Source organism: Pseudomonas congelans (genome assembly GCF_900103225.1).
GTDB lineage: Bacteria > Pseudomonadota > Gammaproteobacteria > Pseudomonadales > Pseudomonadaceae > Aquipseudomonas > Aquipseudomonas congelans.
The window spans coordinates 129,958-153,524 of the sequence record NZ_FNJH01000003.1 but is presented as its reverse complement, the minus strand read 5'-3'; the positions used below and the strand labels follow the sequence as shown (position 1 = coordinate 153,524).

Sequence of the window (23,567 nt, the reverse complement as noted above, 5' to 3'; positions counted from 1 at the left end):
TGGCAGTCATGCTCGACCCAGTTTTTCCAGCGCCGCGTCGGCCAGAAAGGTCGAGCGGCTCTTGATGCTGTGATCCCGCACATAGCGATCGATCTGCCTGATCACGAAACCAGGCAGTGTGACGTTGACCTTCTCCGTCTTGCCGAGATAAGGCGTTACGTCAATCTCGATCATTCCCCAGCCCATCCCTGCGAAATCGGGATTCCTGGCGTGCTCGGCAACGTTTCCGGCCTTGGGTATGGTTCCACCGCTGGCTGCTATCTCCTGCAGCATGATATGAGCAATCTCAACCGCCGCAGCGTGCGCTTCCTCGAACGTATCGCCAGCCGTTACGGCACCGGGAATATCGGGAATCTGGATACCAAACGCAGTGGTGTCGTTTCCCCATTCTATGCACATTGGGTATTTCATTTTCTTTCTCCAACAGGGTGTCAGGGCAAAACTGGACTAAACCAGCCCGGCTAGCTTTTTGATGGCCCGCACCGTTCCGAATGGCAAGTCTTTCTTGGGATGCGGCACGGGGACTGTCTGAAGTTTTTCAGGATGCTTGAACATAGGGTGACTGCCCGAAACACGATCAAGAACCCATCCATCAGCTTCAAGCTCCTTTATCAATTGCCTGCTTTGCACCCCCACCTCCAGTGATTCGACGTGAAAAAATATAACCCTGGGCGCATGTTAAAACAACTTAAAAAAGGCACCCAGAGTTATCTTTTTTATTCCATCACAACTTATTTCGCGAAGAAGAGATCGTGCTCGCCCATCTCGACAGAGCGGCCAGCCAATGCAGTCAGACCAGCTGAAAACAAACGCTTATAACTTTTTGATCTAAAACTACCATGCCCTCACTGGGTCAGTTTCTGGGTGACTGCACTTTCTCAGTCACCTCCCCAACGGAAACCCGGTAAGGACTTATGTGCGGATTAGCAGGTGAATTACGTTTCGACCATCAACCAGCGGACCTAGCCGCTGTTGAACGCATTACCCATGAGCTGGCGCCTCGCGGCCCGGATGCGTGGGGGTTTCACAGCCAGGGGCCGGTTGCCCTTGGTCATCGTCGCCTGAAAATCATGGACCTGTCGGACGGCTCGGCGCAGCCGATGATCGACAGCAACCTGGGCCTGTCCATGGCCTTCAACGGTGCGATCTACAACTTCCCTGAATTGCGTGCCGAGTTGGAAAGCCTTGGCTATCAGTTCCATTCCGGCGGTGACACCGAAGTGTTGCTCAAGGGCTACCACGCCTGGGGCGCAGACATGCTGCCCAAGCTCAATGGCATGTTCGCCTTTGCCATCTGGGAACGTGACAGCAAGCAGCTGTTCATCGCCCGTGACCGCCTCGGCGTCAAGCCGTTGTACCTGTCGAAAACCGACAAGCGCCTGCGCTTCGCGTCCTCGCTGCCTGCCCTGCTCAAGGGTGGTGACATCAGCGGGATGCTTGATCCGGTGGCGCTCAACCATTACCTCAACTTCCACGCTGTGGTGCCTGCGCCGCGCACCTTGCTCGCAGGCGTCGAAAAACTTCCGCCGGCCAGCTGGATGCGTATCGACGCAAGCGGCAAGGTCGAGCAGAAAGTCTGGTGGACACTGCCCTACGGCCCCCACGAAGACGAGAAAAACCTCACCCTCGAAGACTGGCGCGACCGCGTACTGGACAGCACGCGTGAAGCAGTAGCGATCCGTCAGCGTGCTGCGGTGGACGTCGGTGTGCTGCTATCCGGCGGCGTCGACTCAAGCATGCTGGTGGGTCTGTTGCGTGAAGTGGGCGTCGAGGACCTGTCGACCTTCTCTATCGGTTTTCAGGATGCCGGCGGCGAGCGCGGCGACGAATTTCAGTACTCCGATCTGATCGCCAAGCATTACGGCACGCGCCATCACCAGCTGCGTATTCAGGAAAGCGAGATCATCGAGCAGTTGCCTGCGGCGTTCCGCGCCATGAGTGAACCGATGGTCAGCCACGACTGCATCGCCTTCTACCTGCTGTCGCGTGAAGTATCCAAGCACTGCAAGGTGGTACAGAGCGGCCAAGGTGCCGACGAATTGTTCGCCGGTTACCACTGGTACCCACAAGTCGACGGCGCGAGCGATCCGGTTGCGGCCTACCGCGACGCATTCGTGGACCGCAGTTACGCGGAATACGCCGAAACCGTGCAGCCGAAATGGCGCACCGCCAACGATGCAGCCGGTGATTTCGTTCGTGATCACTTTGCCCAGCCAGGCGCCAGCGCTGCGGTTGACAAGGCACTGCGTCTGGACAGCACCGTGATGCTGGTCGATGACCCGGTCAAGCGTGTCGACAACATGACCATGGCCTGGGGCCTGGAAGCGCGCACACCGTTCCTTGACTATCGCCTGGTCGAACTGTCGGCTCGCATCCCGGGTAAATTCAAGCTGCCCGACGGTGGCAAGCAGGTGCTGAAAGAAGCCGCGCGCATGGTCATTCCCTCGGAAGTGATTGACCGCAAAAAGGGCTACTTCCCGGTGCCTGGCCTCAAACACTTGCAGGGCGATACGCTTAACTGGGTGCGCGAACTGCTGACCGATTCCAGTCAGGACCGCGGTCTGTTCAACCCTGCCATGGTCGACAAGTTGCTGACCAACCCCGAGGGCCAGCTCACGCCATTGCGCGGCTCCAAGCTGTGGCAACTGGCAGCGCTGAACCTGTGGCTCAGCGAACAAGGACTGTGATTGATGAAACAGAACGCGACGACTTATAGCCAGCGCCTGTTGCGCGGCCAGTCGCCCTCGTACGAACGTCTGCAGGCACGACTCGCTGAAGACGGCAGCCAGATAGATGCAGACCCTCTGGCCCTGCACTGTGGCTGGGGACGCTTGCTGATCGGTCACACCTACCCTGATCCGGCCGCGCTGGCTCAGGACCTGCTCAACGAAAAACCCGGCGAGCGCGACATCGCCCTTTATGTGGCAGCCCCGCAACAGGTCTTGGCGCAGTCGCCGCAGCAGTTGTTTCTCGACCCGTCGGACACGCTGCGTCTATGGTTCAGCGATTACCGCCCGGCGCATCGTGTGTTTCGCGGCTACCGTATCCGTCGCGCGCACAATGAAAACGACTGGCAGGCCATCAATAACCTGTATCTGGCGCGCGGAATGTTGCCCATCGACCATGAGCTGCTGACCCCACGCCACGAAGGTGGCCCGGTGTATTGGGTGGCCGAGGACGAGAGCAGCAACACCATCATCGGCAGCGTCATGGGGCTCGATCATCAGAAGGCCTTCAACGACCCTGAAAAAGGCAGCAGCCTTTGGTGCCTGGCGGTCGACCCGCAATGCACACGACCAGGTGTGGGCGAGGTGCTGGTGCGGCATCTGATCGAGCATTTCATGAGTCGCGGCCTGAGCTACCTCGACCTGTCGGTGCTGCATGACAACGATCAGGCCAAGGCGCTGTATGCCAAGTTGAATTTCCGCAACCTGCCGACCTTCGCCATCAAGCGCAAGAACGGCATCAACGAATCATTGTTTCTCGGCCCTGGCCCACAAGCGGACTTCAATCCGTACGCGAGGATCATTGTCGAGGAAGCCCATCGGCGCGGCATTGACGTGCAGGTGGATGATGCGGATGCCGGGCTGTTTACTCTCAGCTACGGCGGCCGTCGCATCCGCTGTCGCGAGTCGTTGAGCGATCTGACCAGCGCGGTGAGCATGACCCTGTGCCAGGACAAAAGCCTGACCCACCGCGCCTTGAAGGCTGCCGGTCTGCACTTGCCCGCACAGCAACGGGCGGGCAATGCGGACGATAATCTGGCGTTTCTCGAAGAGCACGGGCAAGTTGTGGTCAAGCCGCTGGACGGTGAACAAGGCCAGGGCGTCGCGGTTGATCTGCGTACTATCGAAGACGTGCAGAGCGCCATCGAACAGGCCCGCCAGTTCGACACTCGCGTGATCCTGGAAAGCTTTCACGAAGGTCTGGACCTGCGCATCGTGGTCATCGGCTTTCAGGTCGTGGCGGCGGCGATACGTCGCCCGGCCGAAATCATTGGTGATGGTCGCCACACCATCAAACAGTTGATCGAAGCTCAAAGCCGACGCCGTGCTGCGGCAACGGACGGCGAAAGCCGTATTCCGATGGATCAGGAAACCGAGCGCACTGTGCGCGAGGCCGGTTTTGACTACGCCGATATTCTGCCGATGGATCAACGCCTGGCCGTGCGCCGTGCCGCCAATCTGCACACCGGCGGCTGCCTGGAGGATGTCACGGCCATTCTGCATCCGGTGCTCAGCGACGCCGCAGTGCGTGCCGCGCGGGCGCTGGACATCCCTGTCGTCGGCCTGGACCTGATGGTGCCGGCCGCCGATCAGCCTGAGTACGTATTCATTGAAGCCAATGAGCGCGTAGGTCTTGCCAATCACGAACCACAACCCACCGCCGAACGTTTCGTCGATCTGTTGTTTCCGCACAGCCTGCCTGTGCATATCTGATCGCAGCTGCGGACACGGGCTGCAAACGGCGCATCCGCCTTTGCAGCCTGTGGCTTGCAACTGTTCCATAAGGAGCATTCATGACCCCTGCAAATATCCCCGATCCGGATCTGAAATACCTGCAGAAAGTTCTGTTGGAAATGCTCGCGATCCCAAGCCCTACCGGCTTTACCGACACTATTGTGCGTTACGTGGCCGAGCGACTCGAAGAGCTCGGTATCCCGTTCGAACTGACCCGCCGCGGCACGATCCGCGCCACGCTGAAGGGCAAGCAGAACAGCCCCGACCGTGCCGTATCGGCGCACCTGGACACCATCGGTGCCAGCGTTCGGGAAGTCAAAGACAACGGCCGCCTGGCGCTGGCTGCGGTCGGCTGCTGGTCGAGCCGCTTTGCCGAAGGCAGCCGGGTCAGCGTGTTCACCGACACCGGCGTGATCCGTGGCAGCGTTCTGCCGCTGATGGCTTCCGGTCACGCGTTCAACACCGCCGTGGACGAAATGCCGATCAGTTGGGACCACGTCGAGCTGCGTCTGGATGCCTATTGCACCACCCGCGCCGACTGCGAGTCGCTGGGTATCGGCATCGGTGACTTCGTGGCCTTCGACCCGCTGCCGGAGTTCACCGAGAGCGGACACATCAGTGCCCGTCACCTGGATGACAAGGCTGGTGTGGCAGCACTGCTCGCCGCCCTGAAGTCTATTGTCGAAAGCGGTGCCGAGCCATTGATCGACTGCCACCCACTGTTCACCATCACCGAAGAAACCGGTACGGGCGCAGCCGGTGTGCTGCCTTGGGACGTGAGCGAGTTCGTCGGCATCGACATTGCGCCGGTTGCCCCGGGTCAACACTCCAGCGAGCACGCCGTCAGCGTGGCCATGCAGGACTCGGGCGGTCCTTACGACTACCACTTGTCCCGCCATCTGCTGCGGCTGGGCGTGGACAACGAGCTTCCGGTACGTCGTGACCTGTTCCGCTATTACTACAGTGATGCGCACTCGGCGGTTACCTCGGGGCATGACATCCGCACCGCCCTACTGGCCTTCGGCTGTGACGCGACGCACGGCTACGAGCGCACGCACATCGACAGTCTGGCAGCGCTGAGCAAATTGCTGGGGGCCTACATCCTCAGTCCACCGGTATTCGCCAGCGATGCCAAACCTGCGCAGAGCTCGCTGGAGCGCTTCAGCCATCAGATCGAGCATGACGCGCAGATGGAATCCGATACCCGCGTGCCACCCGTCGACAGCCTGATCGGGCAGAATCGCGAAGAGAGTTGAGGCCCTGTGAATTGCGGTGCGTGGCACCGCAGTTCTATCATCGCCGCTCATCGACACGAGAACCGCCATGCTGATCCCCTACGACCAACTGGAACCTGACACCCTCACTCGCCTGATCGAGGATTTCGTCACCCGTGAGGGGACCGATAATGGCGACGAAACGCCTCTGCAAACCCGGGTATTGCGCGTGCGCCATGCGCTGACCAAGGGCCAGGCGGTGATCTTTTTCGACCTTGAGAGCCAGCAGTGCCAACTGATGCTCAAGCACGACGTGCCCAAGGAGTTTTTCGAATAACCCCTTCAGCGCCTGAGTCGGGCCTTCGACAGGGCGAGTCAGGTCATTTAGCGAAAATATCGCCCGCTGACAACGCCGCTCACTGAAGCGGCGTTGTTGCCTGTTGCGCAAGCGTCCTGGCAATTCGCTTGTAGACCTCGGCGCGGTGAACCTTGATGTCTTTCGGGGCATTGATCCCGAGCCTGACCTGATTGCCGTTGATCCCCAGAATCTGCACGGTGATGTCATCACCGATGGAAAACGTTTCGCCAATTTCCCGCGTCAGTACCAGCATTTTTCCCACCCTTGCGTTGCGCAAAAGAGGCAGGGTGCATCGGCAGGCAGAGCGCTTCAATGCGCTGATGGCAAATCAGTAACGTCCTGCAACAGCATCGGAAAGGACTGAAGGAAACGTCTTACTTTCCAGCCAGATCCGTGGGAAATGTCGTTGACAGTTGTGGTTAATCAAGCGGCGGACCAACGCGGCCCCAGCAGAATGATGGTCGCACCGATGACGCAGAAAGCCAGACCCAGCCAGTCCGTACCCAGCGGCCTGACCCGCTCGACCAGCCCCAGCCAGGCAATCGACGCGACAATGTAGATCCCGCCATATGCCGCATAGGCTCGGCCCGCGTAAGCCGCCTCCACACGTGTCAGCAACAGTGCAAACACTGTCAGGCTGACAAGCGCAGGAATCACCCACAACGCGCTCTTGCCCTGGCGTAGCCATAGCCAGAAGGAATAGCAACCGAATATCTCGAACAGGGCGGCGAGGAAGAACCACAGGTAATTGAGCATGAAAGGTTCTCGGGACAGGGCTGCAAGATGCGCGCAACCCTATCAGAAAACAGTACGTTCATGACCTTGATAACCTTGAACACGCAACGTCGCGCCACCCAAGAGGACGCAGAGCGTCAGGAACGGCATGCCGACGCGGAGCGTCGCACGATAGTCGAGGTTATCGTTCCTCACGCTCCAGCGCTGGAATGCAGGTCGCGCGCTCTGCGTCGCAAGAGGACGCAGAGCGTCCGGGTTAGTCAGGCATGCCCCTTCTGCGCCTTGGCGCGCATCTTGGCGCACATGACGGTCATTTCGTCATACATCGCCTGCGGCTGCTTGCGTTTCATCTCCCAGGCCATACGGCCTTCTTCGTGGGGCAGGATCATGAATTCGCCTTCGCCAACCTGCCTGAAGATGTAATCGGCGATATCCCCGGCGGTGATGGGCGACTTCTCCAGCAACCTGCCGATCTGCGCTTTCATCGCGGGTGTGGGGCCGCGAAAGGAATCCAGCAGGTTGGTCTGAAAGAACGACGGGCAGACCACATGAACGCCAACCCCCTGATCATGCAGTTCGACCAGCAGGCTCTCGGAAAGCGCTACGACCCCGGCCTTGGCAACGTTGTAATTGCTCATCGCCGGCGCCTGCATCAGCGCTGCCATAGAGGCGATGTTGATGATCCTGCCCTTGCTGGCCAGCAGCATCGGCAGGAACGCCTTGCAGCCCTTGACCACCCCCATCAGGTTGATCGCGATCTGCCAGTCCCAGTCCTCCAGCGACAATTCGTTGAAGAAGCCACCGGAGGCCACGCCCGCATTGTTGACGATGACGTCGATGCCGCCAAAGCGTTGTTCGCACGCCTGGGCAAATGCGGTGAGCTGGCTGTAATCGCGAACATCACAACGCTGCACAAAGCCGTCACCACCCGCCTCGCGTACCAGTGCAAGGGTCTCCTGCAAACCGGCATCGTTGATGTCCGACAGTGCCAGCCGCCACCCTTCGCGCGCCCAGCGCAGTGCAATTTCACGACCCAGACCTGAGCCGGCGCCAGTAATCATGATGCGGTTTTGCATAGCCGAGAGCCTTGTGATGTGCAGGAGTTGCCTGAGTGTAATCACAGTAGAAGCGCCACAACCCCACCATCAAGACGCTGAATGCCTGGAACAAACCGCAGCCCTATGGACGCCTGGCTCTGACTACATAACGCACCAGCAACAGGCCATACACCGACACATTGAGCAGCACGACGATACCGCCCAGCCAAAGCTGTAGGCCAGGGGTAAGCCCGGCCGGGTAAATCAGCGGGATCAGATAATGCTCAACGAAGCCCCCGGTATAGCCCTGCCCCCCGGCGTTGCTGCGCAGGGTATTTTCCAGCGGTGTCAGCGGGCAATACAGGTGCAGAAACTCGACCGCAATCCCCCAGGCCGCCGCTGGAACGTGCAGTAACGCCAGCCACGGCTTTCTCAATACCAGCAGTCCGCCGAACAGGACGAACACAATGAACAACAGATGAAACACGACCACGGCATCCGCCGCCATTCGATAAACCATCCTCGCGTCCTCTTGTGGCCCCTGCATCAGGTGGAAAGTGCAAATAGCGGCGAGACTTTTCAGGGCTTTTAGTTCAATTGTTTTTAAGATCGATTCAGACGTAAAAATTCAAAAAAGACCGAGTTATTGTCGGACAAAAATACGACAAACCCCTGATTTTCAATGATTTTCAAATTTGTAATAAATTATTTAAAATAGATCGAACCTTTTTTCAACGCCTACAGTCGGATGAGTCAAGCAGGCCAACTTCATACCGTCTGGTGTGACGTTTCAACTGCATCTGTTAATTGACACTAATGAAAGAGGGAACTCACCATGGGCATCGGCACTATTCTTATCATCGTTCTGATTCTGCTGCTAGTTGGCGGTCTGCCAGTATTCCCGCACTCGCGCAGCTGGGGCTACGGTCCGTCGGGCATCATCGGTACGATCCTGGTGATCCTGCTGATTCTGGTGTTGCTCGGCAAGATATGACCTGCTGCTTAACGCAGCAGAGCATGTAGCCAGTAAAAAACCCCGCTTTTTCAAGCGGGGTTTTTTATTGCCCATGAAAAAGCAGCCCGCAGGCTGCTTAGTTCATAACAACCATGCCTTAGTGCGAAACTGCACCGCTGGCACCCAGGCCGGTCTGCGACCGCACGAATTGCGGGTAGAACAGAGCACGCTCGCCCTCCGCCGCTTTCGACTTGTCGGTGATGGAGAAGAACCAGATACCTACGAAGGCGATGGCGATGGAAAACAGCGCCGGGTATTCGTAAGGGAAAATGGCTTTCTCATGATGCAGGATCTGCACCCAGATGGTCGGACCCAGCACCATCAGCACCACTGCGCTGATCAGGCCCATCCAGCCGCCAATCATGGCGCCACGGGTGGTCAGGTTTTTCCAGTACATGGAAAGCAGCAGAATCGGGAAGTTGCAGCTTGCCGCGACCGAGAACGCCAGGCCCACCATGAACGCGATGTTCTGGCTTTCAAAGGCAATACCCAGAAAGATCGCCACGACCGCCAGGGCGATGGTGGTGATTTTCGAGATACGGATCTCGTCCTTCTCGTTGGCTTTGCCTGCCTTGATGACGCTGGCGTACAAGTCGTGGGAAACCGCCGAAGCACCCGCCAGGGTCAGACCGGCAACCACTGCCAGAATGGTGGCGAAGGCTACTGCCGAGATAAAGCCAAGGAACAGACTGCCACCGACCGCATCGGCCAGGTGAATCGCCGCCATGTTGTTACCGCCCAGCAGAGCGCCTGCTGCATCCTTGAACGCCGTATTGGTGCTGACCAACAGGATCGCGCCAAAACCGATGATGAAGGTCAGGATGTAGAAGTAACCGATAAAGCCGGTTGCGTAGAGCACCGACTTGCGGGCTTCCTTGGCATCGCTCACGGTGAAGAAGCGCATCAGGATGTGGGGCAGGCCCGCAGTACCGAACATCAGGGCCAGACCCAGCGAGAACGCCGAGATCGGGTCTTTCACCAGCCCGCCAGGGCTCATGATCGCTTCACCTTTGGGATGAACCTTGATCGCCTCGGAGAACAGCATGTTGAAGTCGAAGTTGACGTGCTTCATGACCATCAGTGCCATGAACGACGCACCGGACAGCAACATCACCGCCTTGATGATCTGCACCCAGGTGGTGGCGAGCATGCCGCCGAACAGCACATAGAGGCACATCAGGATACCGACCAGCACCACCGCAACGGCGTAGTCCAGACCGAACAGCAACTGGATCAGCTTGCCGGCACCGACCATCTGCGCAATCAGGTAAAACGCCACCACCACCAGCGAGCCGCAGGCAGACAGGGTACGAATTTCCTTTTGCTTGAGGCGGTATGAGGCCACGTCGGCAAAGGTGTATTTACCCAGGTTGCGCAGGCGTTCTGCGATCAGGAACAGGATGATCGGCCAGCCCACCAGGAAGCCGATCGAGTAGATCAGGCCATCGTAGCCGGAGGTGTAGACCAGCGCGGAAATCCCCAGAAAGGACGCTGCCGACATGTAGTCACCGGCAATCGCCAGACCGTTCTGGAAACCGGTGATCTTGCCGCCTGCCGAGTAGTAGTCCGACGCGGTCTTGTTCTTTTTCGACGCCCAGTAGGTGATGTACAGCGTGAAGGCTACGAAGACCACGAACATGACAATCGCGGCGACGTTCAGGGGTTGCTTCTGCACTGCGCCAGTCAACGCGTCTGCCGCCCAGAGGGTCGGCGCGAAGGCGGTCAGGCCAAGTACTGCTGATAGGCGCCGGATCATTGCTGAGCCTCCTTCAGGATCGCGTTGTTCAGGTCATCGAATTCACCGTTGGCACGGCGAACATAGATGGCGGTCAATATGAACGCGGAAAGGATCAGCCCTACGCCTATTGGCATTCCCCAGGTAATGGTTGAAGTAGGACTTAGTTTGGCCCCCAGAATATGGGGTCCGTAAGCAATCAAAAGAATAAAGGCCGCATACAGGCCAAGCATGATCGCCGAGAGAATCCAGGCGAAACGCTCTCTTTTGGAGACCAGCTCCTTGAAACGGGGGCTGTTTTGAATCGAGAGGTAAATGCTGTCGTTCATTGTTTTTGTCCTCGCAGCACAGATGAGATGTCACGTAACGCACTTTAGTCGGGTCCGGCGCGCACTCCAGACGACCTTAGTATTAGAACGACATTAGCTGTAGATACCTCTTCTCGCACGGCCTGGACCCGCCGGCAGTCGGCCGCACGGAAAATACTCCGGGGCAGAAAAACAAAAGGCCGTCTGGCGATAACACCAGACGGCCTTGAGAAGTGCTGTTCAGACACCTGGGACTATTTGGCAGTCCATGCAGCAACGCGGTCCGGGTGCTTGGCGACCCAGTCCTTCGCTGCAGCTTCAGGTTTGGCACCGTCCTGAATTGCCAGCATCACCTCACCGATTTCATCCTTGGAAGCCCACTGGAATTTTTTCAGGAAGGCCACCACTTCAGGGGCTTTTTTCTCCAGCCCCAGGCTGCCAACGTTGTCGACGGTTTCAGCCTCACCGTAGACACCTTTCGGGTCGTCCAGGAAACGCAGTTTCCACTTGGCGAACATCCAGTGCGGCACCCAACCGGTGACGACGATGGATTTCTTCGCCTTCTCCGCGCGGGTCAGCTCGGCGATCATGCCTGCGCCAGAGCTCGCCTGCAGCTTATAGCCGTCCAGACCGTAGTCCTTGATGGCCTGATCGGTCTTGAGCATCACGCCCGAGCCCGCATCGATCCCGGTGATCTTCTTGTTGAAGGAAGCATCGGTCTTCAGGTCTTCGATGGTTTTGGCCTTCACGTATTCAGGCACGATCAGGCCAATCTTGGCGTCCTTGAAGTTGGGGCCGTAGTTGACGACCTGATCCTTGTACTTGGCGTAGTACTCGCCATGTGTGCCCGGAAGCCACGCAGACAGCATCAGGTCCAGCTTGTCGGTTGCCACCGCCTGCCACATGATCCCCGCGGCGACAGACTGCAACTTGACGTCATAACCAAGCTTTTGCTTGATCACTTCGGAGGCCACGAAGGTGGTGGCGACACTGTCGGACCAGCCTTCCACATAGCCAATGGTCAGGGTCTTGGTTTCGGCAATCGCCAGCGTGGAGCTGACCGCAAGTACCAGAGCGGCACCCGCCCCCAGTATTTTTCGCATCATCATTGTCGCTTCCCCGGAAGTCTGCACCGACGGTTGTCGGGGCATGGTTAACGTTGTTCTCCAGACCGCCCCCGCGCCCGACCTTGGGGCACGCGGCGCCTTGCACGTTTTTATCGCTGCCACGCGCAATCAAACGCACCGCAACGCCACCCTGATCATCGACCTGACGGACAGGCAGGCATGCTCTGTCTGCGACACTGGGGCAATGGGAAACGACAACAACGAACCATCCACGACAACGCACAGCGAAAAACGCCGTGATCAGGCAATCAACGACAGGGGGTCCATCTTTATGCCCAAGGGGGAGCCGCCTTCTCCATACCATCGTCGTATAGACGGCGAAGACCTGCAGCGCACCACTCTGGCCCATGCTACGAAGGGAACACGATGTGTTACCGCAGCTTTACGATCACCACTGCGAACGGGTAACACGGAAACATTTTTTCCGGCTCTATCACCCCCCGATAATCATCAGAATCCATAAACCACTGATTCAAAAGGTATTTTAAAAACTGGCACGGGTCCTGCTATGTCTCTGGTACAACAAAAACAACAAATGATGCGGCAAACCAATAAAAACAAGACGTAACGGCTCTGACACAACAAGAACAAAACGGACAGAGGCGCAGCTAACAGATTTTTTTGGAGTGGATCAGCTTTACAGGGACCTTTCAATGAAAGGCCTCGCGACCGGACCGAGAACAATAAAACTACCGTCAGGTAGCTCCAGAACCGGTGGGATCACCCCGTTGTGCAGACAGGTGATTAAAGCGAATCAGCGCTCAAAAAAATACGTTTGCTCTTGACCCCGGATGGGGTCGCACAACAACGCTGTAAAGGGACTGGTCGCCAACAACAATAACAGGCCGCCCTATAACAATAAAAAGAGCACGTGAACCACATTGGAGGAGAGCTACGGCTCTCCTTTGTGCTTTCCGCAAGCCGGAAAATTCGCTTCCAGGCCATGGTCTGCTCACCATCACCAGCAGCGCAAACGTCGCTCCGGGGCAGCAAATACGCTAGTCATACAAAAATAAACCGTATATCTGCATTGCAAAATCCAAAGAACGTGTATTGTTCCGTCATATTTACAGGGTTCACCGGTGGATGGGGCACTTTGGCACTACACCTTGGTCATAGCCTGCGTATCTCATCAGCACTTCTTTCCCAAGGGATTTAGTCATGCTCCGTTTTCTGCGCCTCGCCACCGTTATAGGTGGCTTGTGTTTAAGTGCGTCCGCTCTGGCAACCAACGTCGACTCCGCCACCTATGGCTACCCGCTGACTAATCCGTTTGAAGCGACCATTGCGACCACACCGCCCGCTCTGCGCCCCGACCTGCCTGACGATGAAGATATCGATCAGGATGTCTATACCCTGAACCTGCATCCCGAGCGCGAGTTCACCCTGCCCGACAACTTCTGGGCGGTGAAGAAGTTGCACTATCGCCTGGCCAAGCAGGACCACGCTGCCCCGCTGATCTTCCTGATCGCCGGCACCGGCGCGCCGTATAACAGCACCATCAATGAGTTCCTGAAAAAGCTCTATTACGGCGCGGGCTACCACGTCGTGCAGCTGTCTTCGCCCACCAGCTATGACTTCATGAGCTCGGCCTCGCGCTTTGCGACTCCTGGCGTTTCCACCGACGACGCAGAAGACATTTATCGCGTCATGCAGGCCATTCGGGCCCAGCAGGCGCAACTGCCGGTAACCGACTATTACCTGACCGGTTACAGCCTCGGCGCACTGAATGCTGCATTCGTCAGCAAGCTGGATGAAACCCGCCGCAGCTTCAACTTCAAGAAAGTGCTGCTGCTCAACCCGCCGGTCAATCTCTACACGTCGATCAGCAACCTGGACAAACTGGTGCAAACCAACGTCAAGGGCATCAACAACACCACCACGTTCTATGAACTGGTGCTGGCCAAGCTGACCCGCTACTTCCGCCAGAAGGGCTACATCGACCTCAACGATGCACTGCTGTTCGACTTCCAGCAGTCCAAGCAGCACCTGACCAATGAACAGATGGCGATGCTGATCGGTACCTCGTTCCGCTTCTCGTCGGCGGACATCGCGTTCACCTCCGACCTGATCAACCGTCGCGGTCTGATCACGCCACCGAAATTCCCGATCACCGAAGGCACCAGTCTGACGCCGTTCCTCAAGCGTGCCCTGCAGTGCGACTTCGATTGCTACCTGACCGAACAGGTCATCCCGATGTGGCGCGCACGCACCGACGGCGGTAGCCTGCTGCAACTGGTCGACCAGGTCAGCCTCTACGCACTCAAGGATTACCTGCACAGCAACACCAAGATTGCCGTCATGCACAACGCTGACGACGTGATCCTGGGCTCGGGTGACCTCGGCTTCCTGCGCAAGACCTTTGGAGATCGCCTGACCGTTTATCCATACGGCGGGCATTGCGGCAACCTTAATTACCGCGTCAACACCGACGCCATGCTGGAGTTTTTCCGTGGCTAAACGTCTTTTACTTCTTGCCGCTCTGCTCTGTGCCGGCACAGTCCAGGCCGCTGACGCGGATACCAGCAACAAGGCTCAGCACCCGGCCACTGTGGCCCGTCAGACCGATGCCGACGGTTTCACTCAGCCGCTGAAGTCGCTGCAATTCAACCCGGGGCTGGATCAGCGTGAGTTCGAGCGCGCCTCCATCAACGCACTGGAAGTCTATGATCCGCTGGAATCCTGGAACCGCCGGGTCTACCACTTCAACTACCGTTTCGATGAGTGGGTATTCCTGCCGGTCGTGGACGGCTACCGCTACATCACCCCTGGCTTCGTGCGCAGCGGCGTGAGCAACTTTTTCAGCAACCTGGGTGACGTCTCCAACCTGCTGAACAGCCTGCTGCAGTTCAAGGGCGAGCGCTCGCTGGACACCACTGGCCGTCTGCTGCTCAACACCACCATCGGCATCGCCGGTCTGTGGGACCCGGCGACCATGATGGGCCTGCCGCGCCAGAGCGAAGACTTCGGCCAGACACTGGGTTTCTACGGCGTGCCGTCCGGGCCTTATCTGGTGTTGCCATTGTTCGGCCCATCGAACCTGCGTGACACCGGCGGCATGCTGTTCGACTACACGGCTGAAAACCAGATCAACTTCCTGAACGTGGCTGAAGTCAGCAACGACCATCCGGAAATAACCGTATTGCGCGCCATTGACCGCCGTTACGTCACCAGCTTCCGTTACGGCCAGCTCAACTCGCCGTTCGAGTATGAAAAAGTGCGCTACGTCTACACCGAGTCGCGCAAACTGCAGATCGCCGAATAAGCGTAACGCAGCAAAACGACGGCCAGCCGGAGTGATCGGGCTGGTCGTTTTTTTATGGGCACTTTTACCTGCCTGGTCAATCACATGGCTGAGGCGCAAACGCCTCCGTCATTAACAGACAAAAAGGAATTTCCATGCGCTCTTTCGGTTTCAAGGCAATGGCTGTGTGTGTCGCACTGGCAGCATGTCAGAGCATGGTCAGCGTTCAGGCTGCCACCAAGCCGCAGGCCGCTGCGCCCGCCGCTGCGGTGCAAAACGCTTCGCTGCTGGGCGGCAAACTGGCCTTCACCATTCCTGCGGGCTACGTAAAGGGCGAAATGCCCGAGATTGACGCAAAAGCCAAGGCTCAGGGTGTCACAGGATCGCTCTACACCAATGCAGCTGAAAAGCGTGTGTTGATCGTTACCGAAACGCCGATGCCAATGGGCGTGCAGGCCAACGACAATGACGGCGCGGTACTTGATGGGCTGGTCACCGGCATCCTTGCCCAACAGAGTACCGGCTACAAGGATTTCAAAAAGCTGGGTGACAAGAAGATCGTCAAGAAGAACGGTCTTGGTGTGCGCCAACTGGACACCTCGGCGACCATGAGCGACGCTCAGGTGCTGAGCACGTCGATCGTCGCTGCATCGGGTACCCGCGCAGCCGTGCTTAACGTGGTCTCCAATGCAAAGAATCCGAAAGAGCACGCCGCGCTGGTCAAGACTGTCATCGGCCAATGATCTGCGGAGCGGCCAGCCGGTGCGATGCGACTCAATCCGCCTGCGACACGCCGGACAATCGATTGACCAAAGCCTGAACCTTGGGCAGAAGACTCACACCCTCCTTATTAGTGAATTCCAGTCCACAATAAAGAGAAAACTTGGCAAAGATAGAAGCTCTTTTCTGCAATAAGCTGGCGGACTTATTTTTAATGGGTCTGCACAATGCCTTCTCTGGAAACCACTGCCTCCGGCGCCCGCAGCGAAAGCTCGACCGGCGCCGGCTTGTCCATCGCGATTCTGGCCCTGGCCGGCTTCGTGATCGTCACCACTGAATTTCTCATCATCGGTCTGTTGCCTTCAATGGCCCGCGATCTGGGAATTTCCATCTCTACTGCCGGTTTGCTGGTGACGCTATTCGCCTTTACGGTGATGCTTTTTGGCCCACCGCTGACGGCGATGCTCTCGCACCTGGACCGCAAGCGCACGTTCATCGTCATTTTGCTGATCTTCGCCGCCTCCAACGCACTGGCAGCGGTATCGAGCAATATCTGGGTGCTGGCGCTGGCGCGGTTCATTCCGGCACTGGCCTTGCCGGTGTTCTGGGGCACCGCCAGTGAAACGGCAAGCCTGCTGGCCGGACCAAAGCGCGCAGGCAAAGCCGTTGCGCAGGTCTACCTCGGCATCTCGGCGGCCATGCTGTTCGGTATCCCGCTGGGTACGGTATTTGCCGATGCCGTGGGCTGGCGCGGGGCCTTCTGGGCTCTGACGCTGCTGTCTGCGTTGATGGCGCTGTTGCTGGCGCTGTCGATGCCGCGTATCGAACCTACCGCAAAGGTCGGCCTCGCCGAGCAGGCCAAAATTCTCCGGGATCCGTTTTTCCTCGCCAACCTGCTGCTGTCCATCCTGCTGTTCACAGCCATGTTCGGTGCTTATACCTACTTGGCTGACACGCTGGAACGCATCGCGGGCATCGAACCGGCTCAAGTGGGTTGGTGGTTGATGGGCTTCGGCGCGGTCGGCCTGATCGGTAATGCCCTGGGTGGACGTTATGTGGACCGCAGCCCGCTCGGCTCGACCATGGCATTTGCGCTGCTGCTCGCACTAGGCATGACCGCAAGCGTACCGGCCGCAGGCTCCATGCCGTTGCTGGCCATGGTTCTGGTGATCTGGGGCATTGCTCATACCGCATTGTTTCCGATCTGCCAGATCAGGGTGATGAAAGCAGCGCCCCAGGCCCAGGCACTGGCAGGAACCTTGAATGTCTCGGCCGCCAATGCCGGCATCGGTCTGGGATCGATCATAGGAGGCCTTACCATCGAGCATTTGGGCCTGGGTGCCGTAGGGTATGTCGCGGCTGTTGTCGCGTTGCTGTCCATTGCCGTTGCATGGATGACCAGCATGCAGAAAAACAGGGCAGCGCTGTAACGGAGTGACGTCGCCTTATTGAACTCGCCGGGCAGTGTGTCTGCAAACACCAGACACCCTGTCCCGGTTATTCACGGTGTATTAGATTGTATGTTTCGTCATATTTTTGAACAGGTTTCATCACTGTTTCTGTCATTTAATTGACTTTTAAACAGTGACCTTTCATCAATATGTAGTTATTTGACACCCCTCGGCAAAATACTCTTCCCTTGCCACTAGTGAACGCTCAAACTCCAGCCTTTCGGTCAAGCGGTGTCGATTTCTGGCCGATTCGAAAGTCATGTCCGGTAAGAATCTATGAGCACCTATCACCGCAGAGGGATGGCATTCGCCAAGCGGATCTACGCCCCGAGATGCTTCGGTGTAAGCGTTGGCTTTGTGACGGTCGCTGTTTCTTTGTATTACGTGAATACAGCACACTGGGCGTGGTTGTTGGCACTGCTCTACAGCCTGGTATGGCCGCACCTTGCCTACCAGCTGGCAAAAACGTCGCGCGAGCCCTACCAGGCTGAATGGCGAAATCTGCTTTTCGATTCGATGATGGGCGGTTTCTGGGTTGGCGCGATGGGTTTCAGCGCAGTTCCCGGGGTCACGGTCCTCGCCATGATGGCCATGCATAACATGGCAGCGGCCGGTCCACGCCTGATGCTGCAAGGCCTGTGCATGCAGGCATTGGGCGTACTGATTTCGCTGGCCGCGCTCGACCCTGTGGTCAATCTGCATGGCAACATGGCGCAGATCTACGCCTGCCTTCCGGTATTGGTGACCTACCCTATTTTCATTGGCTGGCTGAGCCATCAGGTCACACTCAAGCTGTGGGAGCACCGCAACATCCTGCGCAAGGTGAGCCGTACCGACAGCCTCACCGGTCTGCTCAATCACGGCGCATGGAAGGACCTGCTTGATCTGGAGTACGCAAGCAGTCAGAACGCCTATCAGGAGTGCGTCATTGCGCTGATCGATATCGACCACTTCAAGGTCATCAATGACACTTACGGCCACCTGATGGGCGACACGGTGCTGCAGAGTATCAGCCAAGCACTGATAGAAAACCTGCGCGATTCAGACCTGATCGGGCGTTGTGGCGGCGATGAGTTCTGCGTCATTCTGCCCAATACCGGCTTGTTTCAGGCAAAGGAAATCCTTGAACGCCTGCGCCTGGCGATAGATGAAATGACCTATACCCTGCAACGCGATCTGAAAGTCAGCCTCAGTATCGGCATTGCCGCCTACTCCCCTGAAATGCCGGATGCCTCTTCGTGGCTGCATGAGGCAGACAAGGCGCTGTATCTGGCCAAAAGCACCGGCCGCAACCGCGTCGCCAGCCCTCAGGATGCGGCGCTAGAGCTCCAGTCGCTTGGCGCACAGGCCTGATCCATCAACGCTTGCTCTTGAACAGCATGTCGAACAGGGACGAGAGACTCTTGACCCCCATCGCTTTCAGGAACGTCTCGCGCCTGTCGGCACGCAGGCTTTCCAGGGTTATGTCCTTGGGTTTAGCGGATTTCCTTGCGGAGGCCTTTTCTTGAGTGTCTCCTTCGCCGGGAGTGTATTTTTCCTTGGACAGCGTTCTTATATAGTCACTCTTCTGGCTTTTATAAGTAGCGAAATCTGTACCCAGCTGCTCAGCGCTTTCCCCCGCCGTTGCAAACCTGTTGATGACTTTTTCCATGAACTCGAAATTATTGTGACCTATAGACCCGTAGTCCTTGTCAGTGATGAAGCGAACAAACCCCTGGTCCAGTCGCGTTGTTTTTAACCCATCACTTTCGGTAATACGCTTGGCAATGGCCGCGTGCGGCTCGGTAAAACTGTAGAAAACCTTATGGCCTTCCATGTCATATACCTTGCCCTGGTTATGAGGACTCATTATTCCCCCATTATTACTCTCCCTATAAGAAGCCAACTGAAACGCCAGTTCATCTACATAGACCAGATCAGCGCCTTGATCACTCGCCCACTCGTAAACATCACTCAGCAACCTTCGATCGTCCCGAGTTAAAAAAAACGCCTCGGGCATGGACATTCCACATTCGGCTTTCCCGAGCATGGGCGCAGAACGAACAGAGTCCGCAAACCCAAAAACCCTGTGTTTCAGGAGGGCCTGGCCGCTGATGGTCACCGCAGAGTCTGGAGAGGTTGACCGAAGGGCCGGATTGGCAATTGAGGGCATGTTTTTCGCCGCCCTTTTTTCATCAAGTTGTTGCGCGATTATCAGTGCATCTGCTCCGGAACTTATGACTCGCATGACGTGGGCTCCTGCCTGCAAGATCCCTGACGGTTATCGCCAGGGATTGACAATCAATACGTTAGATGAAAGGTGACTGTTTCCGGCCCGGCAGGTTGCTTTGCCATGGCCCATGTACGGCTTGGTGTTTTATCAAAACATCTGATGCATAGCTGAACCCCAGGTTATTAAATTTATCAGTATCACCTGGCATACCCGGATCAATCTGAATACAGCTCGACTCGTGTACCCCTTCGCGCCTAAAACATATTTTTGTCTGCTCGCCCGTACTCTCCGGAAAAGACGTAGCGGTCCAGGAAATCTTTCTCAACCGAGAGTTATTAGCCGCGCTGCGGGGGTAATCAGCCAATCTCAACTGGTGTCGGGAAAACGCACTGTGACCGGGTCCATTGATAGACGTCGGCGTTCTCGTAGTCGTAACCGAATAATCGGTCGCCTGGCAGGCAGCTGACACTAACAACAAAGCCAACGGTGCTAGTTTTTTCATAATTTTTATTCCAATTTTTTATAAATCAAATGTATTGGCCGCGCGAAAGCTGCAGACTTGAAACGTCCGCACGAACCGCTAGTTTTTATCATTCACCGAACGCGCTAACGCGCACTGAGCTTGAAAGTTTTTTGTCAGAGAAACTCAAGCCACTTGCAAGAACCCCATCAGCCGACAGGTATATATATCTACTAAATGCAAATTACTTCTGACACCGGATTGATACGCCTTGCCACCACCTACCCCACACATTCCCGGTCAATGGAAAGTTCAAATTAAGACAGGTTATTCAACAACCACTCAGGCGTATGCATCTCAAGTAATGTGCCGATGGGCTGCTGCATTATCAGGGCACCATAGAGGGCCTCCTCATGATCGAGATGAGCTTGCTGAACAGTGCGATAGTTCAGTGGATAGATGCTCTTCTCGATGGGCAACAGACGGTCGAAGTGTTCGAGCAGACCGTGGAACACGATTCGCCGTTCGACGGTGTTGCGTGTAGTGGCAATGAGTTTGACGAAGTACTCACTGTCCTGAGCCCGCAGCGCTTCACTGGCGGCATAACGTTCGACCAGCGTGTGCGGCGATGAATCGTCGAAAACGATGCAGCACAGGTCTTCGCGCACCCGGCCTTTGAACGGGTTCTCGACTTCTGGCCGACGGCCGTGCAGGCTCAGCACAAATTGTACTGCGCGCTCGGCCAGCCACTGACGCTTGCGGCCCTCAAGCCGGGCAACGTCTTCGAGCAAGGGTGACTGGCGCCCATGCGAACGAAGCTGCCGGCAGAGCTTGGCAAACAGGCCAGCGGGGCCGGACAGTTTTGCCTGCTGCTCGGCAAGTTGCGTCACCGAAAGCGCAGACTGTCGGATTGCCAGGTGATGGAAGTCTGTTGTCATATTAAAACCGGGCCGCTGCAGATCCAGCCGCAACGATGTGTCGGCCCCTGACTCGCCCCGAACAAAACAAACAGTCATGAGTGGCTCCTTTTTATTGTTTACAGTTCGTCGTGCGAGCAGGTTTTGGATATTCCTTTCTGCAAACAGCCAGAAAGCAGTGCCTGACGGCACTCACAGAGCAGCACGGTATTATGAATGGCACTGCTATACGTCAGCAGCGCTGATTACATTAACAAGTTGCAGAATGCGACAAGACACATTATGTATGTGCTGGCTCGCGACGCAATCCGACAGATGTAGGGGGTCGGGTATTTTTTCCGGGAAGCAATTGAGATACGCACCTGGCCATGAGTTCGACACGCGTCTTTACCTGGTTCTTTCTGAGCAGCGAAGAGACATGATCGCGCACAGTATAGTCACTGATACTGAGCTGCCTGGCGATTTCCTTGTTCGTACATCCCTGCAACAACAGGCCAAGAACCTCTTGCTCTCTCATTGTCACCCACATGATACTTCCCCTTGCCATCATTTTGCCTAACAGACAAATTTGTAGGATGTTTCTTACATTCGTCTTCCATGACCCAAACAGTAAATCGGCACAGAAATCATTTTATTGAGTCTTGTTTTGCGCAAATGCGAGACGCCTCCCTCAAAGCCTCCAACAAAGCTGAAATCTGTAAGAAAAATCTCTAGCAATTAAATACTAAGGAAAAATCCTACACGAAATGCAGAATACTTACGCCTATCTATTTATCAAAGCTATGCATGTTCCTCCTGACGAAACAGTTTGCGCAGGCACGGGCTGAGGGCACATTAGATAAATAACGCAAACACTATAGACAGGCGCAAGATAGACTTGAGGAAACGGAATTACAATCACTTGTTACAATTAAGCGTGTCTACCAGCAGGAACTTTTTATCCATCTTTGAGTTGCTACTCACCCCACAGCAGAGGTGAGCAGCCAGCGTCGTGATTTCTCCGCAACCACCGTGCGCCGCGCCAACCGGCACGGTGTTATCCGGCTTTACCGTTTGCCAGGTCATCCACTATCACGCCCCGGTGCAGGCCGAATACCGCAGCAGTAATGAGGCCCGTGGCGCCCATGATCAGGCTATACAGCACGCACACCCAGATATTCCAGGGCATCAGGGCAATCAGCATCAATGGCGTGGTGCTGGCCCAGAAGGCGTAGGCGATGTTGTAAGTGAACGAGATGCCTGACACACGGATGTTCGCGGGGAACAGTCCGACCATCACCGACGGCACCACCCCGACAATCCCGCACGCCAGCCCGGCAATGGCATAAGCGATGCCCAGCGGTATCCATTGCGCGATGAGGCTGGTGTAAAGCACGCCGATGCCCATCGGCATCAGCAGGCTGTAGAACATGATGCCGCGCCAGGCACCGATGCGGTCGACCAGCATGCCTGCCGGCACGCAGCCTATATTGAGAAAAACGATGCCGATGGCGCTCAGGGCAAAGGTGTCGCTGGCGCTGATGCCGAAGCGCTGCTGCATGACGGTGGGGGTAATCACCACCAGTACCACCACCGCGGAGGTCAGCACAAACGTCAGCAGTGCAGCAGGCAGCAAGGATTGGCGGTGATCGCGCAAGACCTGCCCAAGTGGCAGCGCCGGAAGATGTTCACGCTGGGCATGCATGGCAATGAACACCGGGGTCTCGCTCAACCAGCGGCGCAACCACACCCCTACCACACCGAATACGCCACCGAGCAGGAAAGGAATACGCCACGCCCAGTCGAGGATTTCGCCAGGGCTGAAGACCCGCGCCAGCCATGTCGCGGTCAGCGCACCCAGCAGGTATCCGAACGTAAGGCCGGCTTGCAGCACGCCCAGTGCATAGCCGCGGTGCCCCTTGGGCGCGTGTTCTGCCACGAATACCCAGGCGCTCGGCACTTCGCCGCCCACGGCGGCTCCTTGCAGGATGCGTAGCGCCAGCAGGACCAGCGGCGCCCAGTAACCGATCTGTGCGTAGGTGGGCATGACGCCGATCAGCAGACAAGGCAGGGCCATCATCAGAATGCTCAGGCTGAACACGCGCTTGCGCCCCAGCCGGTCGGCGAAGTGCGCCATGAGTATCCCACCCAGCGGGCGCGCCAGATAGCCGGTCACGAAAATCCCGAAGCTTTGCAGCAGACGCATCCATTCAGGCATGTCCGGAGGAAAGAACAGCTGGCTGAGGGTCAGCGCGAAGAATACGAAAATGATGAAGTCGTAGATTTCCAGCGCCCCACCCAGCGCCGCAAGGCTCAGGGTCTTGTAATCGGATTTGCTGAAGGGCTGGGAGGGGGAACGTACGATGGCCGTCATGAGGCATCCGAAACATGGCTGAAAGAGCGCCTGTCGCTCACAGGGCGCGAAGAATAGCAAAGCTTGCAGGCGCACTGATACGGAGCTGAAGCCTGCAGCGGGAACGATCATCTCAACTATCGTGAGACGCTCCGCGTCGCATGCCTTTCTGGACGCTCTGCGTCCTCTTGCGACGCAGAGCGTCGAGAACTGCATTCCCACGCTGGAGCGTGCGGAACGAT

General features: G+C 57.0%; 23 protein-coding genes. 10 read left to right on the top strand and 13 right to left on the bottom strand.

The features are described from left to right. Positions 1-6 precede the first annotated feature (6 nt). Together BLR20_RS11960 and BLR20_RS11955 are read right to left on the bottom strand one after the other, a co-directional pair. On the bottom strand, positions 7-411 hold the full coding sequence (locus tag BLR20_RS11960) for a type II toxin-antitoxin system HicB family antitoxin (RefSeq protein ID WP_025990771.1): 405 nt from the start codon (positions 409-411) through the stop codon (positions 7-9). 36 nt (positions 412-447) lie between these two features. After that, positions 448-630, bottom strand: coding sequence for a type II toxin-antitoxin system HicA family toxin (locus BLR20_RS11955; protein ID WP_003393216.1), 183 nt, complete (start codon positions 628-630; stop codon positions 448-450). A 284-nt stretch (positions 631-914) separates the two neighbouring features. On the opposite strand from BLR20_RS11955, the gene BLR20_RS11950 reads away from it, so the two are divergent. From BLR20_RS11950 to BLR20_RS11935, 4 genes are all read left to right on the top strand, one after another. After that, positions 915-2,687, top strand: coding sequence for an N-acetylglutaminylglutamine amidotransferase (locus BLR20_RS11950; protein WP_010426833.1), 1,773 nt, complete (start codon positions 915-917; stop codon positions 2,685-2,687). A gap of 3 nt (positions 2,688-2,690) precedes the next feature. Beyond that, entirely contained in the window at positions 2,691-4,439 is a 1,749-nt protein-coding gene (gene ngg, locus BLR20_RS11945) for an N-acetylglutaminylglutamine synthetase (protein ID WP_054993490.1), read from the top strand. 80 nt (positions 4,440-4,519) lie between these two features. Continuing rightward, entirely contained in the window at positions 4,520-5,716 is a 1,197-nt protein-coding gene (locus tag BLR20_RS11940; protein ID WP_003314534.1) for an osmoprotectant NAGGN system M42 family peptidase, read from the top strand. A 67-nt stretch (positions 5,717-5,783) separates the two neighbouring features. Beyond that, on the top strand, positions 5,784-6,011 hold the full coding sequence (locus tag BLR20_RS11935) for a YheU family protein (protein WP_003314533.1): 228 nt from the start codon (positions 5,784-5,786) through the stop codon (positions 6,009-6,011). Positions 6,012-6,090: 79 nt separating this feature from the next. On the opposite strand, the gene csrA is transcribed toward BLR20_RS11935, so the two are convergent. From csrA to BLR20_RS11915, 4 genes are all read right to left on the bottom strand, one after another. Further along, positions 6,091-6,285, bottom strand: a complete 195-nt coding sequence (gene csrA, locus BLR20_RS11930; protein ID WP_010426835.1) for a carbon storage regulator CsrA — start codon at positions 6,283-6,285, stop codon at positions 6,091-6,093. Between the two features lie 170 nt (positions 6,286-6,455). Beyond that, entirely contained in the window at positions 6,456-6,788 is a 333-nt protein-coding gene (locus tag BLR20_RS11925; protein WP_032613774.1) for a YnfA family protein, read from the bottom strand. Between the two features lie 239 nt (positions 6,789-7,027). Beyond that, positions 7,028-7,843 carry an SDR family oxidoreductase gene (locus tag BLR20_RS11920; protein WP_010435549.1) on the bottom strand — a complete coding sequence of 272 codons (816 nt, stop codon included), beginning with the start codon at positions 7,841-7,843 and terminating at the stop codon, positions 7,028-7,030. Positions 7,844-7,946: 103 nt separating this feature from the next. Next, complete coding sequence (locus BLR20_RS11915) at positions 7,947-8,324, bottom strand: DUF2784 domain-containing protein (protein WP_054993489.1); 378 nt, start codon at positions 8,322-8,324, stop codon at positions 7,947-7,949. A gap of 315 nt (positions 8,325-8,639) precedes the next feature. Between BLR20_RS11915 and BLR20_RS11910 the strand changes: the two genes are divergently transcribed. Next, the gene (locus BLR20_RS11910) at positions 8,640-8,798 is read left to right on the top strand and encodes a DUF3309 family protein (protein ID WP_002552554.1); all 159 of its coding nucleotides are present in this window, start codon (positions 8,640-8,642) and stop codon (positions 8,796-8,798) included. A gap of 118 nt (positions 8,799-8,916) precedes the next feature. On the opposite strand, the gene BLR20_RS11905 is transcribed toward BLR20_RS11910, so the two are convergent. The 3 genes from BLR20_RS11905 to BLR20_RS11895 all read right to left on the bottom strand — a co-directional run bounded on the left by BLR20_RS11905 (position 8,917) and on the right by BLR20_RS11895 (position 11,971). Beyond that, positions 8,917-10,575, bottom strand: coding sequence for a cation acetate symporter (locus BLR20_RS11905; protein ID WP_054993488.1), 1,659 nt, complete (start codon positions 10,573-10,575; stop codon positions 8,917-8,919). Beyond that, positions 10,572-10,883 (bottom strand): DUF485 domain-containing protein, encoded by a 312-nt coding sequence (locus tag BLR20_RS11900; protein ID WP_003314526.1) that lies wholly within the window; start codon positions 10,881-10,883, stop codon positions 10,572-10,574. Before BLR20_RS11900 ends, BLR20_RS11905 begins: the two co-directional genes overlap by 4 nt. A 233-nt stretch (positions 10,884-11,116) precedes the next feature. Further along, positions 11,117-11,971 (bottom strand): glycine betaine ABC transporter substrate-binding protein, encoded by an 855-nt coding sequence (locus BLR20_RS11895; RefSeq protein ID WP_003412711.1) that lies wholly within the window; start codon positions 11,969-11,971, stop codon positions 11,117-11,119. 1,179 nt (positions 11,972-13,150) lie between these two features. Here BLR20_RS11895 and BLR20_RS11885 point away from each other — a divergent pair. From BLR20_RS11885 to BLR20_RS11865, 5 genes are all read left to right on the top strand, one after another. Continuing rightward, complete coding sequence (locus BLR20_RS11885) at positions 13,151-14,449, top strand: serine protein kinase PrkA (protein ID WP_010436036.1); 1,299 nt, start codon at positions 13,151-13,153, stop codon at positions 14,447-14,449. Then, positions 14,442-15,254 carry an MlaA family lipoprotein gene (locus tag BLR20_RS11880; protein ID WP_010436039.1) on the top strand — a complete coding sequence of 271 codons (813 nt, stop codon included), beginning with the start codon at positions 14,442-14,444 and terminating at the stop codon, positions 15,252-15,254. The genes BLR20_RS11885 and BLR20_RS11880 overlap by 8 nt, the downstream gene beginning before the upstream one ends. Before the next feature lie 134 nt (positions 15,255-15,388). Beyond that, entirely contained in the window at positions 15,389-15,976 is a 588-nt protein-coding gene (locus BLR20_RS11875; protein ID WP_010436041.1) for a DcrB/PsbP domain-containing protein, read from the top strand. A gap of 204 nt (positions 15,977-16,180) precedes the next feature. Beyond that, complete coding sequence (locus BLR20_RS11870) at positions 16,181-17,383, top strand: MFS transporter (RefSeq protein WP_032614733.1); 1,203 nt, start codon at positions 16,181-16,183, stop codon at positions 17,381-17,383. Between the two features lie 297 nt (positions 17,384-17,680). Further along, positions 17,681-18,757 (top strand): diguanylate cyclase, encoded by a 1,077-nt coding sequence (locus BLR20_RS11865; protein ID WP_054993487.1) that lies wholly within the window; start codon positions 17,681-17,683, stop codon positions 18,755-18,757. 4 nt (positions 18,758-18,761) lie between these two features. Here the strand turns inward: BLR20_RS11865 and BLR20_RS11860 are convergent, their stop codons facing one another. From BLR20_RS11860 to BLR20_RS11840, 4 genes are all read right to left on the bottom strand, one after another. Beyond that, positions 18,762-19,631, bottom strand: coding sequence for a hypothetical protein (locus tag BLR20_RS11860; RefSeq protein WP_054993486.1), 870 nt, complete (start codon positions 19,629-19,631; stop codon positions 18,762-18,764). Positions 19,632-20,393: 762 nt separating this feature from the next. Next, on the bottom strand, positions 20,394-21,092 hold the full coding sequence (locus BLR20_RS11850) for a hypothetical protein (RefSeq protein WP_054993485.1): 699 nt from the start codon (positions 21,090-21,092) through the stop codon (positions 20,394-20,396). Between the two features lie 181 nt (positions 21,093-21,273). After that, positions 21,274-21,543 carry a helix-turn-helix domain-containing protein gene (locus BLR20_RS11845; RefSeq protein WP_074594727.1) on the bottom strand — a complete coding sequence of 90 codons (270 nt, stop codon included), beginning with the start codon at positions 21,541-21,543 and terminating at the stop codon, positions 21,274-21,276. A 486-nt stretch (positions 21,544-22,029) separates the two neighbouring features. Continuing rightward, positions 22,030-23,346, bottom strand: coding sequence for an MFS transporter (locus BLR20_RS11840; protein ID WP_054993484.1), 1,317 nt, complete (start codon positions 23,344-23,346; stop codon positions 22,030-22,032). Positions 23,347-23,567 lie beyond the last annotated feature (221 nt).